This is a genomic window from Photobacterium salinisoli (assembly GCF_003614885.1).
Classification (GTDB): Bacteria; Pseudomonadota; Gammaproteobacteria; order Enterobacterales; family Vibrionaceae; genus Photobacterium; species Photobacterium salinisoli.
The window spans coordinates 686,679-702,660 of record NZ_QZMS01000007.1 but is presented as its reverse complement, the minus strand read 5'-3'; the positions used below and the strand labels follow the sequence as shown (position 1 = coordinate 702,660).

At 47.5% G+C, this 15,982-nt stretch carries 12 protein-coding genes and 1 pseudogene; 7 read left to right on the top strand and 6 right to left on the bottom strand.

Annotated elements, in window-relative coordinates; all coding sequences use genetic code 11:
• Together cyoA and D6M16_RS03835 are read right to left on the bottom strand one after the other, a co-directional pair.
• A complete protein-coding gene (gene cyoA, locus D6M16_RS03840; protein ID WP_120510647.1) occupies nt 1–900 on the bottom strand; it encodes a ubiquinol oxidase subunit II in 900 nt (299 codons plus the stop codon).
• A gap of 533 nt (nt 901–1,433) precedes the next feature.
• Nucleotides 1,434–2,192, bottom strand: coding sequence for a sulfite exporter TauE/SafE family protein (locus D6M16_RS03835; RefSeq protein ID WP_120510646.1), 759 nt, complete (start codon nt 2,190–2,192; stop codon nt 1,434–1,436).
• Between the two features lie 405 nt (nt 2,193–2,597).
• Here D6M16_RS03835 and D6M16_RS03830 point away from each other — a divergent pair.
• Nucleotides 2,598–4,910: pseudogene (locus D6M16_RS03830) on the top strand (chitinase C-terminal domain-containing protein); the annotation flags it as partial.
• 468 nt (nt 4,911–5,378) lie between these two features.
• Nucleotides 5,379–6,026, top strand: a complete 648-nt coding sequence (locus D6M16_RS03825; protein ID WP_120510644.1) for a murein L,D-transpeptidase catalytic domain family protein — start codon at nt 5,379–5,381, stop codon at nt 6,024–6,026.
• A gap of 340 nt (nt 6,027–6,366) precedes the next feature.
• On the opposite strand, the gene ald is transcribed toward D6M16_RS03825, so the two are convergent.
• Nucleotides 6,367–7,482: an alanine dehydrogenase gene (ald, locus tag D6M16_RS03820; RefSeq protein ID WP_046219185.1), complete on the bottom strand. Its 1,116-nt coding sequence runs from the start codon at nt 7,480–7,482 to the stop codon at nt 6,367–6,369.
• Nucleotides 7,483–7,927: 445 nt separating this feature from the next.
• On the bottom strand, nt 7,928–8,194 hold the full coding sequence (locus D6M16_RS03815) for a hypothetical protein (RefSeq protein ID WP_027252412.1): 267 nt from the start codon (nt 8,192–8,194) through the stop codon (nt 7,928–7,930).
• Nucleotides 8,195–8,369: 175 nt separating this feature from the next.
• On the opposite strand from D6M16_RS03815, the gene D6M16_RS03810 reads away from it, so the two are divergent.
• The 3 genes from D6M16_RS03810 (at nt 8,370) to D6M16_RS03800 (ending at nt 11,829) form a co-directional block, all read left to right on the top strand.
• Entirely contained in the window at nt 8,370–9,284 is a 915-nt protein-coding gene (locus tag D6M16_RS03810) for a LysR substrate-binding domain-containing protein (protein WP_120510643.1), read from the top strand.
• 124 nt (nt 9,285–9,408) lie between these two features.
• Nucleotides 9,409–10,521, top strand: coding sequence for an adenosine deaminase family protein (locus D6M16_RS03805; RefSeq protein ID WP_120510642.1), 1,113 nt, complete (start codon nt 9,409–9,411; stop codon nt 10,519–10,521).
• Nucleotides 10,522–11,829: an NCS2 family permease gene (locus D6M16_RS03800; protein ID WP_120510641.1), complete on the top strand. Its 1,308-nt coding sequence runs from the start codon at nt 10,522–10,524 to the stop codon at nt 11,827–11,829. It begins immediately after the preceding gene.
• 88 nt (nt 11,830–11,917) lie between these two features.
• Here D6M16_RS03800 and D6M16_RS03795 read toward each other — a convergent pair whose 3' ends face one another.
• Both D6M16_RS03795 and D6M16_RS03790 read right to left on the bottom strand, forming a co-directional pair.
• The gene (locus tag D6M16_RS03795) at nt 11,918–12,529 is read right to left on the bottom strand and encodes a 2OG-Fe(II) oxygenase (protein ID WP_120510640.1); all 612 of its coding nucleotides are present in this window, start codon (nt 12,527–12,529) and stop codon (nt 11,918–11,920) included.
• 142 nt (nt 12,530–12,671) lie between these two features.
• Nucleotides 12,672–13,733 (bottom strand): esterase/lipase family protein, encoded by a 1,062-nt coding sequence (locus D6M16_RS03790; RefSeq protein WP_120510639.1) that lies wholly within the window; start codon nt 13,731–13,733, stop codon nt 12,672–12,674.
• A gap of 256 nt (nt 13,734–13,989) precedes the next feature.
• Here D6M16_RS03790 and D6M16_RS03785 point away from each other — a divergent pair, with 256 nt between their 5' ends.
• A complete protein-coding gene (locus tag D6M16_RS03785; protein WP_120510638.1) occupies nt 13,990–14,622 on the top strand; it encodes a transglutaminase-like domain-containing protein in 633 nt (210 codons plus the stop codon).
• Nucleotides 14,623–14,818: 196 nt separating this feature from the next.
• A complete protein-coding gene (locus D6M16_RS03780) occupies nt 14,819–15,559 on the top strand; it encodes a GntR family transcriptional regulator (RefSeq protein WP_027252419.1) in 741 nt (246 codons plus the stop codon).
• The last annotated feature ends 423 nt before the right edge of the window (nt 15,560–15,982 follow it).

Sequence of the window (15,982 nt, the reverse complement as noted above, 5' to 3'; positions counted from 1 at the left end):
CTAGAATGTTTGCTCAGTGGAATTTGATGGCGTGATTGTGCACATCAACGAGCCTTCGAATTGATTCAGTATGGTTGTGAGCATGGTTGAAGGCACATTGGAGTAATAACTCACCGGTGCATTCTCACTTGGCTCAGCAATGGTCTCGAAGTCCTTCAGCGTGACCAGCTTGTCGCTTGATGCCTGAGCTTTCTTTACCCACTCATCAAAACTTGACTGATCTGGCATCGCCAGTGCTTTGAACTTCATGCCAGAGAAACCGTGGCCGCTGTAGCTCGCTGAAATACCATCGTAAACACCCGCTTCATCAGCAATCAGATGCACCTTGGTCAGCATACCTGCCATGGCGTAAATCTGGCTGCCCAACTGTGGAATGAAGAAGGAGTTCATCACGCTGTTGGACGTCACACGAAACTCAACCGGCACATCTTTGGGGAATGCCACTTCATTGATCGTTGCAATGTGCTGATCCGGATAAATAAACAGCCATTTCCAATCCAGCGAAACCACTTCAATCGTCATTGGTTCGACTGAACTTTCAATTGGCTTTCTTGGATCCAGCGCATGAGTAGACTGCCAGGTAATTGTGCCCAAAATGGCGATGATAATAATTGGCACAGTCCAGACAATCAGTTCGATTTTGGTTGAATGAGCCCACTCTGGCGTATACTTTTCACCCGTATTTGATTCACGATATTTAAATGAAAAATAGAACGTCATCAGAATAACGGGAATAACGACAACCAACATCAGTAGTACCGATGTGATTATCAAATCTTTTTCTGCAGCACCAATTTGTCCTTTAGGATCAAGCAGCGCAAATTGACATCCCGAAAGGAAGAGGCTTATAAAAAATACAAACCCACCCGACAAGATGTTCTTATATCTTGAGGTTTTCATGTTCTCTCTCAGCTTTTTGGGCAAAAGTCGTCACCAACAGCCAGTAGCACTTTTTAATGACTACATGAGTTATTATTTTGATCTAAATCATTTTATTTTACGTAAAATCAAGTTGTTATATGTCTCTGTTAACAATTGCGAATCACTTTTATGCTCCTAAAAGCGCTAACTGATTCACCAAACAGTTCACACATACTCACTTGATTTCACTTACAGTTACACCTCCTCACATTTTGTTACAACTGAAATATTTTGCCACTTTCGCTCTTAAGTTAACACTCACTAAAAATGAAACTTTAGATCTAGCATTTGGAATCATGCTTAAATTGTAACCATAAAGACAAAAAGCCCGTCATTAACCATATTATTTATATGGCTAATGACGGGCTTTCATTATGAATAGCAAATATATTTCGTTAGCAGTTCGAACAATGACAGAAGAGCAATACAAGCTTTATTCAGGCAAAATAATCCTTCGCCAATGTTAATTATATTAACAAAATTAAAGCAATGATTTGATTATGTTCTACGGCTTAGTTCAACATCGCAGCAATACAACCGCACAATGTCATTATAAACAAAAACCATTTCAATGTTTTTGCGGTCGCTTTTATGGCAAATTTCACCGCCAGATGAGTGCCAACAATCGTCCCGGCTGCCAGTATGAGACCCGGCATCCAGAGCACCAGCCCTTCGTAAATAAAGAGGCCAAGGGCAACCACAGTAAACATCAGAGTGCATAGCATTTTTAATGCATTCGCCCGTACCAGGTCATAGCGCAATGTGCCTGCCAGTGCAGCCAGCAACACAAACCCTACTCCGGCCTGAACAAAACCGCCATAAAATCCGGCTAACCCTAATCCCCACCAGGAACTGGGTGTATCTGCCACTTTTCTCGCCAGGGTGCCGGGCTCAGGTGCCACCACGGCAGGCTTGACTAAAATGATGAATGCCATCAGCAGCATGGTGCCCAGCAACAAAGGCTTAATCCACTCAGAAGGCGCGTAAGCTGCTGCCACAGCCCCAGCCAAACCGCCAATTATAGTCGGTACCATAATCGGGCCGGTATCACTGAGCTCCAATTTTCCATGGCGTTTGAATCCAAAAACCGCAGTAATTGCCTGCAAAACCACGCCGAGACGGTTGGTAGCATTGGCCACTTCTGCTGGCATGCCCATTACCATCAAGGCCGGCAAGGTTAAATTTGAGCCACCTCCAGCCAGGGTATTGATGATGCCGGCAAGAAACCCTGTACCTATGAGCAATGCCGCGTGGAATAAAGTGATATCCATTTCTGATCCTGAAAGTAATTCCAAAGCACCACTTTATACTCTATAGGCTGCACAAGTGTACAGGTGACAGAGCACTAATCTATTGATTAAATGATTTATTTCATCAAGGCAATTAAGCCACCCATTTGATTGCCATCGCAAAATAATTAAGGAAATGTTACAGATTATCACTTTATTTATGTGATATTAGATCAAATTTTTAACAAAAAATCTCGGCGTTCCGGTGAAAACCCTATAGTAATTTTACGGCTAAATATAAGTCAGTTACTTATTTTGTTGTTTGATTTTTTCACTAAGGAACCATTAATGCTAAAGCTAAATATGAAGCGCAAGCACGCTAAGCACGGCTTTGCTCTCGCAACTCTCAGCGCAGCCTGTTTGCTGAGTTTCCAGGCTCAGGCTGCCGCTAACTGCCGCCCTGACGGGTTATATCAAACACCGGGTGTGACTGTGCCCTACTGTACTGTGTATGATCAGGATGGCCGCGAAAAAATGGGGGCAGACCACCCGCGTCGCGTTATCGGCTACTTCACCAGCTGGCGCAGTGGTAACGACCCGCAAAGCAGCTATCTGGTCAATGATATCCCCTGGGACAGCCTGACTCATATTAACTATGCCTTCGTCAGTATCGGCTCTGACGGCAAAGTCAACATCGGCGATGTCAATAACCCGGACAACCCGGCGGTCGGTAAAGAGTGGCCTGGGGTTGAGATAGACCCGGCACTCGGCTTTAAAGGCCACTTCGGTGCACTGGCAACAGCCAAAGCCCAACATGGTGTTAAAACACTGATCTCCATCGGGGGATGGGCGGAAACCGGGGGCCACTTTGATGACAACGGCAACCGTGTCGCTGACGGCGGCTTCTATACCATGACAACCAACGCAGACGGCAGTATCAATCATCAAGGCATTCAGACGTTTGCTGACTCTGCCGTGGCTATGATGCGCCAATACAAATTTGACGGCCTGGACATCGACTACGAATACCCCACCAGTATGCAAGGAGCCGGTAATCCGGATGACTTCGCTTACTCCGATGCTATGCGCCCACATTTAATGAAGTCTTATCACGAGCTGATGAAAGTGCTGCGTGAAAAACTCGATCAGGCCAGTGCGCAAGACGGCCACCACTATATGCTGACCATTGCGGCACCGTCATCCGGCTATCTGCTGCGCGGTATGGAAACCATGTCGGTCACCAAATACCTCGACTATGTCAACATCATGAGTTACGACCTGCACGGCGCCTGGAACGACTATGTGGGTCACAACGCCTCTCTGTTCGATAGCGGCCTGGATGCGGAGCTGGAAGCCGGTAACGTATACGGCACAGCGCAGTACAAAAAAACCGGTTACCTGAACACTGACTGGGCTTACCATTATTTCCGCGGCTCAATGCCAGCGGGCCGCATCAACATTGGTGTGCCTTATTACACCCGTGGCTGGCAAGGCGTGACAGGCGGAACGAATGGACTTTGGGGTAAGGCGGCACTGCCTAACCAGAGCGACTGCCCAACCGGTACAGGCGCTGGTACCAGCAATTGCGGTTACGGTGCCATCGGTATCGATAATATGTGGCACGACAAAGACGCCAACGGTAATGAAATGGGCGCAGGCTCTAACCCGATGTGGCATGCCATGAACCTGGCAAACGGTGTTTACGGCAGCTATACCGCAGCCTATGGCTTAGATCCGGTTAACGATCCGCAGGATGTGCTGACCGGCACCTATACCCGCCATTACGACAGCGTCTCTGTCGCCCCATGGCTGTGGAATGCAGACAAAAAAGTCTTCCTGTCGACTGAAGATAAGGAATCAATCAACACCAAGGCAGACTACGTTATCGAGCAGGGAATCGGCGGTATCATGTTCTGGGAACTGGCCGGTGACTACAGCTGTTACAATCTGGATGCCAACGGTAACCGCACTACTGTGGACCCTACCGAAAATGCCTGTAAGACAGGCAACGGTGAATACCACATGGGCGACACTATGACCAAGGCTATCCATAACAAGTTTGCCACTGCGACTCCTTATGGCAACACGCTTGCCGAGGGTGCGATACCAACAGAAGCGGTTAATATTGAAGTCTCTGTCACCGGATTCAAAGTGGGCGATCAGAACTACCCGCTCAATCCGACCATGACATTGACCAATAAAACAGGTCAGGTCCTGCCTGGCGGTACTGAGTTCCAGTTCGACATCCCGACATCAACCCCGGATAACATGTCGGATCAATCCGGTGCTAACCTGCAGGTCATCTCTTCTGGCCATACCCGAGGCGACAACATTGGCGGCCTGGACGGCAACTTCCACCGTGTCGCGTTCACTCTGCCAAGCTGGAAACAGTTAGGTAACAATGAAAGCTTTGAGCTGACCCTGAATTACTTCCTGCCCATTTCCGGCCCGGCGAACTACAGCGTACGCGTCAACAATACTGACTATGCACTGGCATTCGAACAACCAGACTTGCCGATTGCAGATTTGAGTAATGGCGGCGGTGACAATGGTGGTGGCGATGGCAATAACGGCGAGTGTGTGACCACAGGTGTGAATACCTACCCTAACTGGCCACAAACTGACTGGGCAGGTAATCCAAGCCATGCGGCCGGCGGCGACCAGATTATCTACAATGGCGTGGTTTACCAGGCTAAATGGTGGACAAACTCGGTACCGGGCAGCGACGGCAGCTGGGATACCGTCTGTACTATTCAGTAACAAATCAATGAGTCATTCCTAAGTTGTTAACCAAAGCGGGCAATCTAGCCCGCTTTTTTATGCAGCAACATTGTTCATTTTTTGACCCAAGATATTATTTTCTATCATAAAAATGCGATATCAAGCTCAAAATCAGAACAAACAGACAAATGAGTGATTATTTGATGTTTCTGCTATCTCCCTATTATTTTTCTTTTCTAAAACAAAATATTAATCATGTCTGAACTGACAGTTTACTAAAAATGTAAAAAAAGCTGACAAGTTGAAGCTAATTTTAGATTAAACAATGTTCATATTCTAATGCGCTGTTTTATATTGATAAATATATAATCACAGAAAATTTAAACACTTTCATGATGGAATAATTTTAACTTAACCCTTTCAATACAAGGGCTAAAAAAATTCAAATCCTATGGTAGAGTCCTATCGTCACTGGCACCAACTAATTAAAAGAGTGTAAACAAGGAAATGAAACAAGCCATCTACCTATTCATTTTGCTGTTTTGTTATTTACCACAGTATGCATCAGCAAGCACAATTAAGGGACCACTTTCACAACAAACTCAGAATCCTGAAATCATTATTAAATATGTTTATGAACAGGCGGGTTTGCAAGGAAAGCTAGACTTCGAAGTATTTAAAAATGGTTATAATGCTTATTACGATACCAAGGAACGAAAAAAACAGTTACTGACTATTATTGACTACAGTAAGCCGTCTACTGAGAAGCGTTTTTTTGTTATCGATCTGAAACACAATAAACTGCTCTACCACACTTACGTCACACATGGGGTCAACAGTGGTGGTGTGGTTGCAAAACACTTTTCGAATATCATCGATTCACGCCAAACTTCATTAGGGACTTTTCTGACCGATACTACCTACTTCGGGGGTAATGGGTATTCACTGCGCCTTGATGGCCTGACAAAAGGCCTTAATGACAATGCACGTCGCCGTTATATCGTTGTTCACGGTGCTCCCTATGCCACTGAAGATTTCATTCGTCGCCACGGTTATTTAGGCCGCAGCTGGGGATGCCCTGCTCTTCCGGCAAAGCTTTCCAAGAAAATCATCGACACCATTAAAGGTGGCAGCGTTATATACGCTCGCGCATAATCCAACCTGATTGATTAATTTTATTTCTCGCCCTTATGTTCTCATAAGGGCTTTTTGTTTTGTCAGAGTATTATCAATTTAAATCCTGACACTCAGAGTTGTTAGGAGGATCGCATTTCACCTGACTGATTGCTTTGAAATGACAAATTACCCAGACATAAAAGACAGGCTTAATATACTTCTCTTTATCTATTAGTTATCAATTCGCTTAATACGTCGATAAATCACCAACAGATATTGATCAGACTTCAGTGATCTTACTTGCGCTCATTTTTATCAGGCATAAAAAAATCCCTGCCGGAGCAGGGATTTAAAAACTATCATCCAACGTTTAGTCTAATCAAGCCAGCGCTTTAGCAGCCTCAACGAATGGCAGATCCAAGGCTGTTGATACTTCGTGACAAGTAATTTGACCACGGTAAACGTTCAGCCCGTTCAGCAGGTGTTTGTCTTCCTGCAGCGCCGCTTTATAACCTTTGTTTGCCAGTTTCAGGATATATGGCAATGTCACGTTATTGAGTGCAAAGGTAGAAGTACGGGCAACTGCGCCAGGCATGTTGGCAACACAGTAGTGAACAACATCATCAACAATGAAAGTTGGCTCGCTGTGGGTCGTCGCATGAGAAGTTTCAACACAACCGCCCTGGTCAATGGCCACATCCACAATGGCTGAGCCAGGTTTCATCTTCTTAACCATTTCTGCTGTTACCAGCTTAGGCGCTGCGGCACCTGCCACCAGCACACCACCGATGACCAGATCAGCTTCCAGTACATGCTTTTCAATCGCGTCTTTGGTTGAATACACGCACTGTACCTTGCCATCGAACTGCGCATCCAGTTTACGCAACACATCAATGCTACGATCCAGAACGACAACGTTCGCACGCAGGCCGACAGCCATCTGAGCAGCGTTCGCACCAACGACACCACCACCGATAATCACGACTTTCGCAGGTTCAACACCCGGAACACCAGCCAGCAGCATACCGCTGCCGCCGCGAGATTTTTCCAGCGCAAAAGCACCGGCCTGAATTGACATACGTCCAGCGACTTCGGACATAGGTGCCAGAAGAGGCAAGCGGCCAAAATCATCAGTAACGGTTTCGTACGCAATACATACCGCTTTACTGTCAACCAGATCTTTTGTCTGTTCTGGATCCGGTGCCAGGTGCAGGTAAGTAAACAGAATCTGACCTTCGCGCAGCATGGCACGCTCTACTGCCTGAGGTTCTTTAACCTTCACAATCATTTCAGCTTCTGCAAACACATCAGCGGCGGTCGGCAGAATTTTTGCACCGGCGTCAATGTAGTCCTGATCGCTGAAACCAATACCTGCGCCAGCTTGCGTTTCAACATACACAGTGTGGCCATGGGCAACCGCTTCGTTGACAGAAGCAGGCACCATGCCTACGCGGTATTCATGAACTTTAATTTCCTTTGGTACACCAATAATCATTGTTAGTTTCCTTGCGGCTTGTCAGAGGTTGTGAAAACAATAATGGAATACATTTGAAATGTGTCACCGTTTTTTAACCTAAAAGCAACAAATGAAACCAGCCATAACAGATTTGACAGCACATCACTCTGTTTATGACAGCCATCACACTACAAAAGGTCAAGAAAACACCAATAGTTAGCCCTTGGAACTAGTTTCAAGTCCATTTCGCAGTCTTTAAGTCTGAATATATACTCCAATTAAGCATTTTTGACCTTACTGATAATCTTCATTACTTAAATAAATGCAGAGATGCTATCAGTTTCGTTTCAGCCATATAAAATGCTGGTTTTTACCCATCAGCTTCGCTAATGAGGGGGATTTATCACTATAGATAAGGATTTCAGCGGGTATAAATAAGAACGCCACCCTAGGTGGCGTGGAAAATCCGACGGGAAGAGCACGATCAGTCTTCAATCTCCCAGTCCATGTCGGGTAAGGCATCGAGATTGTCTGAGTAGCGCTTCAGGTTAAATTCACCGTCATTTTTCACCACATCAAACACTTCAATTGACAATGCACAGGCAATCATCTCGATGGCTTCTTCCCTTGGCGTCCCTGTCATCACGAGCCGCATCAGCGTTTCTTTTACTTTAATCGGATTGCCTTCAGCCAGTTGATTTTCAACTGTTTCCACCAGCATTTCACCTGTCATGATCTCATCATCTTGCATACTGCCTGCCCTTCTCAATGCTTCATCAGTAAAATTTCTCCCAATCTTACCGTAGCCAGACAAGTAACACTAATACGCTGCTGCAGTGCGTTATTCTGGCCGTCGGGCCAGTGGGTGCCATTTCCTGTGATAATATCCGGTCCACTATGTGTGGTTTGCAGTGAAGTGATTGTCGATGAATCTTGATACTAAATGGTTAGAAGACTTTATCGTGCTTTGTGAAGTCCGAAACTTTTCCCGTGCGGCCAAAGCCCGGCACATTACTCAGCCCGCGTTCGGACGCCATATTAAATCTCTGGAAGAGGCCGTGGGTGTGCAACTGATTGATAGAAGCACAACACCGATCAGCCTGACGCAGGCAGGTAAGCAATTTCATTCACTGGCTCGTAATCTGCTGATGCAGCTTGACCATGGTCTGTCTCAGTTAAGCAGTCAGCCGCGACCCGTTTTTACACCGCTTCGTGTTGCGACGCCGCATTCTCTGGCATCGCCCACTTTGATGAATCTGATGGACTTCGCCAGTCAGGAACTGAGTCTCGAATACAGTGTTGACGTGCTCAGGCTGGATTACGCCATTGAATCTTTGACCGAAGGGCGCAGCGATTTCCTGTTTGCCTTTGATGCCCTGGCCTTGCATCAACCGCCATTTCAGAATATTGCCATTGGAGAGGGGCATTTCTATCTGGTCTCCGCGACTGATCATCATGGCGCCCCGCTCTTTAAACCCGGGCCGGACAACCTTACTCCCTTATTACGCTATTCCCCCGAAAGTTACACTGCCCGGCTAATCGAAAACGCACTCGGGCAACCGGCTAATTTTCCCTGCCATCCGGTGTTTGAGTCATCAATGTGTCAGTTGCATAAAGACATGGCGCTCCGGGGTAAAGGCGTGGCATGGTTGCCCGATTGCCTGATCGAAGAAGAATTAAAAGAGCGGCGATTGATTAAACTCAGCCCTGATGTCTGGCGTATTCCCTACAAAATCCGGCTGTACCGCAATCAGGCGCGGCTACCTGACATTGCCGAAGCGTTCTGGCAATACCTGCAACAACAGGCCGAAGCTGGCTGGCAGCTCTTGCCGGCCGGCTAACCCACAATGCTGTTTCAGACATTGATGCAGATTCAGCATCAACATACCGAAAACAGCATTTCACAATGTTCGCCCTTCTCTCCAAACTGCTTCTCAACTGATGTAGCAGATTGAGTATGGATACGTGACTACCCTGACTTTACCTGAATTTATTCGCCGCCTGCCCAAAGCAGATATTCATTATCACTTGCTGGGCGGGGTAAGACTGAGCACCATGCTGGACCTTGCCCGCAAGTACCAGGTTGATCTTCCGGAAGCCGAGGCCAAAAGCTACTACCGCGCTTATCAGACGCCTGGCGGCCCGCGCAAAGGCGGGATTGCCGCTCTGACATTCCTTTATCAATTGATGCAGGAAACGGTCGATTATGAAAGAGTGTTGTTTGAAGTCGCAGAAGATGCCCACCACAGTGGTGTGAAATACATTGAAACCTTCTGGAACCCTTCCGATGTGGCTTTGCCCTACGCAGAGGTCAATGATGCGCTGGTGCGCACCATAGATCATTGCCAGCAGGTGTTTGATATCACCATACGTCTGATCCCCTCCATCAACCGTGAAAATTCGCCTGAAGCCGCTGTTGCTATGGTGGAAGCCATGATTGCCCACCCGCACCCTTATGTGCTGGGCATAGGGATCGATTACAAAGAGCATCAGGCGCCGGTTGAACATTTCTGGAAAGCATACCGGCTGGCGGCGAGACATGGCTACCGGCTGACAGCGCATTGTTCTGAATTTGGCCTGCACTGGCGCAATGTCGAAACCGGCATTGAGCTCATCGGTGTTGATCGGATTGATCATGGCTACAGCATCATAGACAACCCAACCCTGATGGCGAAGTATGCGGCGCTGGGCATCCCTTTTACCGTGGTGCCGTCCAACACTTATTTTCTGCAGCAATGGCCCGATCATCAGGAATGGCGGGTAAAACACCCGATACGCGCGATGGCAGAAGCAGGTCTGAACATTATTCCCTGCACCGACGACTGGCACATGCACGATACCAATACCAGCAAGTGTTATCAGGTGATGGTTGAGGATTTCGGCTTTGATGTGTACAGCCTGAAAACCATGATGCTGAACAGCCTCTACGCAAGCTGGCTGCCCACAGCCCAGATTGCACTCTGGGCGAAAGAATGGAGCCGCTGCTTTGATGAATTGTTTGCACAGCTGGACTATCAGCCGGCATTAAGTACCAAAGAATTAATTCTGTATCGACGTGAACATAACGGAAAGAAGTAAATGGAACGCATAAAGGACTTTTTCAAACTGCAAGAAAATGGCACAGATATCAGAACGGAGTTTATCGCCGGATTTACCACCTTCGCCACTATGGCCTATGTGGTGGCCGTAGTACCCGGTATGTTGAGCAAAGGGGGCATTCCCTTTGCCTCTGCCATGACAGTGACCGTGATCATGACAATACTCACTACCCTGGCGATGGCACTTTATACCAACCGACCGTTTATTCTGGCGCCGGGCCTGGGCAGCGTGGCGATATTCTCATTTACCCTTCTGGGCGGCGGTGTCCCGCTGCCGGTTGCCTCCGGCATCGTTTTTATCAGCGGTGTGTTGTTTATGCTGGTGTCCTTTTTAGGGATCAGAAATTTCATCGTTCGCATCATACCACCGAGTATCAAAGTCTCAGTCGGCGTCGGCATTGGGCTGTTTATCGCGCTGCTTGGTCTCAAGCAGGCAGGCATAGTGGTTGCCAATGCCAAGAAAAATGTGCTGATTTTTGGCGATCTGGCATCAACCGACGCCCTGCTGGCCTTTTTCGGGTTTTTCCTGGTGCTGTTTTTCGTGGCCCGCAAAACCCGTGGTGGCATTATTCTGGCAGTGCTGATCACCACTTTGGTGGGCATTCCACTCGGTGTCACCCAGTTACCTACCCATATGTTTGCCATGCCGGGCGGTGTGGATGATCTGCTGTTTCAGCTTGATATCGTCGGTGCCCTGTCACCGCAGTATCTGCCTTTCCTGCTGGCCTTTTTTATCCCGGATTTCTTCTCGACCCTGGGTACCTTGCTGGGAGTTGGTGCGCAGGCGGGCTATCTGGATAAAGACGGTAACCTGCCGGGCATTGAGAAAAACTTCCACGTAGACTCTTGTGCGACTACCTTTGGTTCGCTGTTCTCGTGCCCGGTACTGACCACATATCTGGAAAGCTCTGCGGGTGTAGAGGCAGGCGGCCGTACCGGTTTAACCGCGGTATTCACGGCAGCCTTGTTTGTTCTGACCCTGTTTATTTCACCGCTGGTGACTCTGATTCCGACAGCAGCGACCGCACCAGTGCTGATTTATATTGGTTTCGCCATGATGTCTTCGATGCGAAAAGTAAACTACGATGACATCACACAGTATCTCCCGGCTTTTGTCTGTGTCGCCATGACTATCTTTAGCTTTAATTCTGGTAACGGTATTGCAGCAGCCATGGTCGTTTATGCCTTTCTCAAACTGGCAACCCAACGCTATAAAGAAGATCACTGGTCTGTGTATCTCATTGCCATCTCAATGATTTATTACTTTTACGTCGTAGCAGGCCACTGATCAATTCGGGCCAGTCGATTGACTGGCCCGATATTAAGACGGCTGACCCGATACCTTGATCTCTGCATAACGCATGATCGTTCAACGATTAAACCGCGATATCCAGACTTCCCGCACTCACGCCATTGAGCCGGAACCAACCCGCAATACTGAAGCGCGGGCGGTGCGCGGGCAGTACTTCATGGGGAAAGTCCTCAGACAGAAACATCACCAGGCGCCCGCCTTTAGGCACCAGCTTTGTCAGAAAGCTCTCATCATCATTGTAGATAACCAGCTCTCCCCCATCCTTTTCCTGCCAGTCTTTATCGTTCAGATACAATACCGTCGTAAGAATACGGTTGGCTTTACCACGAAAACTATCACGATGCTTTTTATAGAAATCCCCCTGCTCGTACTTGGCAAAATGCGCCTCGTATTCAAACAGGCCCAGATAAAGGTAGCGATTAGCCGCCTGACGGATCACTTCCATTTTATCCAGATAGTGATGAACCGGCTGGCCCATCTCTTCTTTCAGCCAATGAATCTTATCACTTCGGATAGACGCCACATGGGTATGGGCATCCTGACGCCCGATACCCGCTTGTGACCATTCAGATGGCAAGCATTGCAACAGTGCAGAAATTTCGTTTGCAGAAAGAAAATCGTCCCACACACACCAGCCCTGCGTGTGCAGGCTATCAAGCATAGTGTCGAGATCCATGCGATCAATCCGTATTAGCCTAGCGTTGAGGCTTTATAGACACTCACATGGCGAGTCACAAATCATTGATTGAATGGAAAAGAGAAAAAAAAATCATGGATAAATTTTACAGCTTATAACCATAAAATAATCTGATTGATAATTATCCACTGTTTGCCAGAACCCACTGTTCTATTTTTCTGGCGACAAAGGGATGCGTGAGCAATCCCATATGATTAACACTACCTATAACAAACTGATTATATTCAGGAAAACCCACAGAAAGATGCTGCTCGCCTCCTTCCCCCAACGCGCTCGAAACCGGCACCAGACCATCGCCGATACGGCGGCTTCTTTCATCCTGGGTATGTTTACTCAGACAACTGGCGACAGCGTAACAGGCCACACCGTCCGGTAAAGGAGGGCGAAGGGGATGAGGTGGCGGTGGCTCTCGTTGCCAGTCGGAATGGCAGATAGTGCCTAGACTGAGATCTTTACTGCCGGCACTGCGCTGCCGGGTCAGATTGGCCACGGATTGCAGGTAAGGCACCGCCTCAATACGGGTTTCTGCCCAGCTGGCCAGTTTTGCTAAAGGTGCGCCGTTATGCGGGGTGCCCAGGGTAACCAGTGTAGATAGCTGATTTATCCAGCTCACCTGATGTTTTGCAGCATAGAAGCAAGCACTCCTGCTGACCAGCCCGCCCATGCTGTGGGCGATAATGACAATTTCCTGTACCGGACAAGGCCACGCGGCAATCAGCTGCTCTAACAATAGAGCGAAATCTTCACCATTGGTCGAAATGTGGCGTCCGGTGTTATAACGCAGATACACGGGGGTATAGCCAAACTTCGCCAAATTTCGTCCGTGATCATGGGGCTTACGTTGCCATTGACTGTCATTCATACACCAGCCGTGGACACAAATCACAATCCGGGTCTGCGGCAGCGACAATTGTCCGGCCAACCTAATAGGATCCAGGCTCAGTGGCTGCATACCGCTGCTGAATGCCATTCTCTGTGCTAGCCGGCTTTTGCGCTCTTCAAGCGCATCCCCCATCACACCGTTCAGGGTGGCGATCACCAGATCACTGGGTGCCGGTGGCAAACCGGTTTCAACAAATTCCCCCAAACCAGCCCGCCATTGACTCGCGTTGGCAAGAGCACGATCAGATAGATCACTAAACAGTAACTGAAGTGTACGGTTAATCCGTCGTTTAAATACCATACTCACACCCTTACATCAGATCTCAGACCTGGCCACCGCTGGTCACCTCGGTGCAATACTGCGTACTCACAGCGTATCACGGTTCTGATATGCCGCAGCCATATTAAGGATAGGTTATGGCCCACCGGTCATTTACGTACGCCAGCATTGATGTGAAATAGCTCAAGCTCTCGCATAAAACCTGTCCAGTCCGCTCGCCAAGATAGAGCTTAGACTCTAGTCTGCTAGATACATAACAACACTGGGATCTCTTAACATGGAAGACCAATTAAGCGCTACCGAGTACTTTGATTTTCACCACCCGGCTATCCAACGTTTCAGCAAACAGGTGGCAGGTCGCACAGCGGCCGAGAAAGCCATCAGTATGTATTATCTGGTTCGCGATGAAATTGTTTACAATCCTTACACGCTGAAGGATGGCCTGCCCAGTCTGAAAGCCAGCTATTGCTTTCAGACAAATCAGGCATATTGCATCCCAAAAGCGGCGCTTATGGTCGCACTATGCCGTCTGCATGGTATCCCGGCCCGTCTTGGTCTCGCAGATGTGATCAATCACTTATCAACGCCGGCATTGGTTGAATGGCTGGGGACAGACTATTTCGCTTTGCATGGCTATGCAGAGATCTGGCTGAACCAGGGCTGGGTAAAAGTGACACCTGTATTCGATCGTGCTTTATGCGAGAAGTTTAACGTTGAACCACTGGAATTTGACGGTAAACATGACGCTATTCTCCATTCCGCGACAAAAGATGGTAGCAAACACATGGAGTATGTAAAATATCACGGTTGTTTTGATGACATGCCCATTGAATTTATTAGAAAAACAGCCTCCGCGGCTTATCCGAAATTTGCAGATTTATTCAATCAGGACCGGGTTAGCACTCACTAGTTTCGCCCGGTCAATGAGTCAGCATCAGAACGCGTCTATACACTCTGTTTCATTTTTCCCTGATTAATCGCGACTCAAGAGCACAAGCGAGCCGGATAAAATATGATTATTTATTTTACTCTGAAAAGTTAATTCGCTTTTTTGCGTTAATTGCATACAATAACGGGGCAGCTGGACAAGCTTTAGGAGAGAAGTAGTGACCACGCCAGTGAAAAAAAAATCAACGTTAAAGAAATCACCCACTGTGGGTCCGACACTTACCCAGGATGATATTGTCTACGGACACATTTTTGATGCCATCCTGGAACAGCGCCTGCCACCAAACACTAAGCTCAATGAAGAAGCACTGGGTGAAATTTTCGGTGTCAGCCGAACTATTATCCGTCGTGCCTTACTTCGCCTGTCTGTCGAGCAGATTGTTAAAATTCGCCCGAACCGTGGTGCCATAGTCGCTGCGCCTAATGTTGAAGAAGCCCGACAGGTACTGAAAGCGCGTGAAGTACTGGAGCTCGCCATCACAGAACTGGCCGTTGAACATGCAACCAGCGAACAAGTCGCTAAATTACGTGAACTGGTTAAAGAAGAGCATGCCGCTTTTGATCAAGGCGATGTGGGCCGGGGTATCCGCCTCTCCGGTGAATTCCATATCCAACTGGCCAGCATGGCTAATAACCCTCCTTTGCTTTCCTTCCAGCGCAGTATTGTGTCACAAACTTCTCTGATCATTGCACTTTATGAAGTCGGTAACCGAGGTCAATGCTCTTTTGATGAACATAATCAGCTGCTGGACGCTATTGAAGCGGGTGAAACAGAAAAAGCGGTTTCACTGATGCGTAGTCACCTGGGCCATATCAATGCGAAGTTAGCCCTTGATGATGAAGCGATAAGTAGTGACCTGCACGCGGTATTTTCTGATGTTGTGTTGAAGAGAAGATAAGTCGAAACAATTTCTAGCAAAATATAGAACAAGATTGTATACAATACTGATATGCCCTATACTGTTCTCAGTGGGGCATGCAGCCTACGCGTTCAGTTCGGTATTGTATAAGTTGGTGCTGCACGCTCCCACCTACCTCTCTCTATTGCTAAATAGCATGACAAAATTACGATGAGTGCGTTTGCCATTCTAATCGTTGTCCTGAAAACATAATCCTGCGCAATATCCCTGTGATCATATTCAACATTCGTCCTTTATTATCGGCGCTTTAACTTATTTCTAAATGTGATTGGCTTTGCTGACCCCAAAAAATGATAGCATAAAAAAAAGGAATAGTGCCGCTGACACTATTCCCAAAGGGCACACAGTCTCCAAGGACAAAGAAAACTGTGTCTACCGTTGCCTCTTACAACTTACAACATA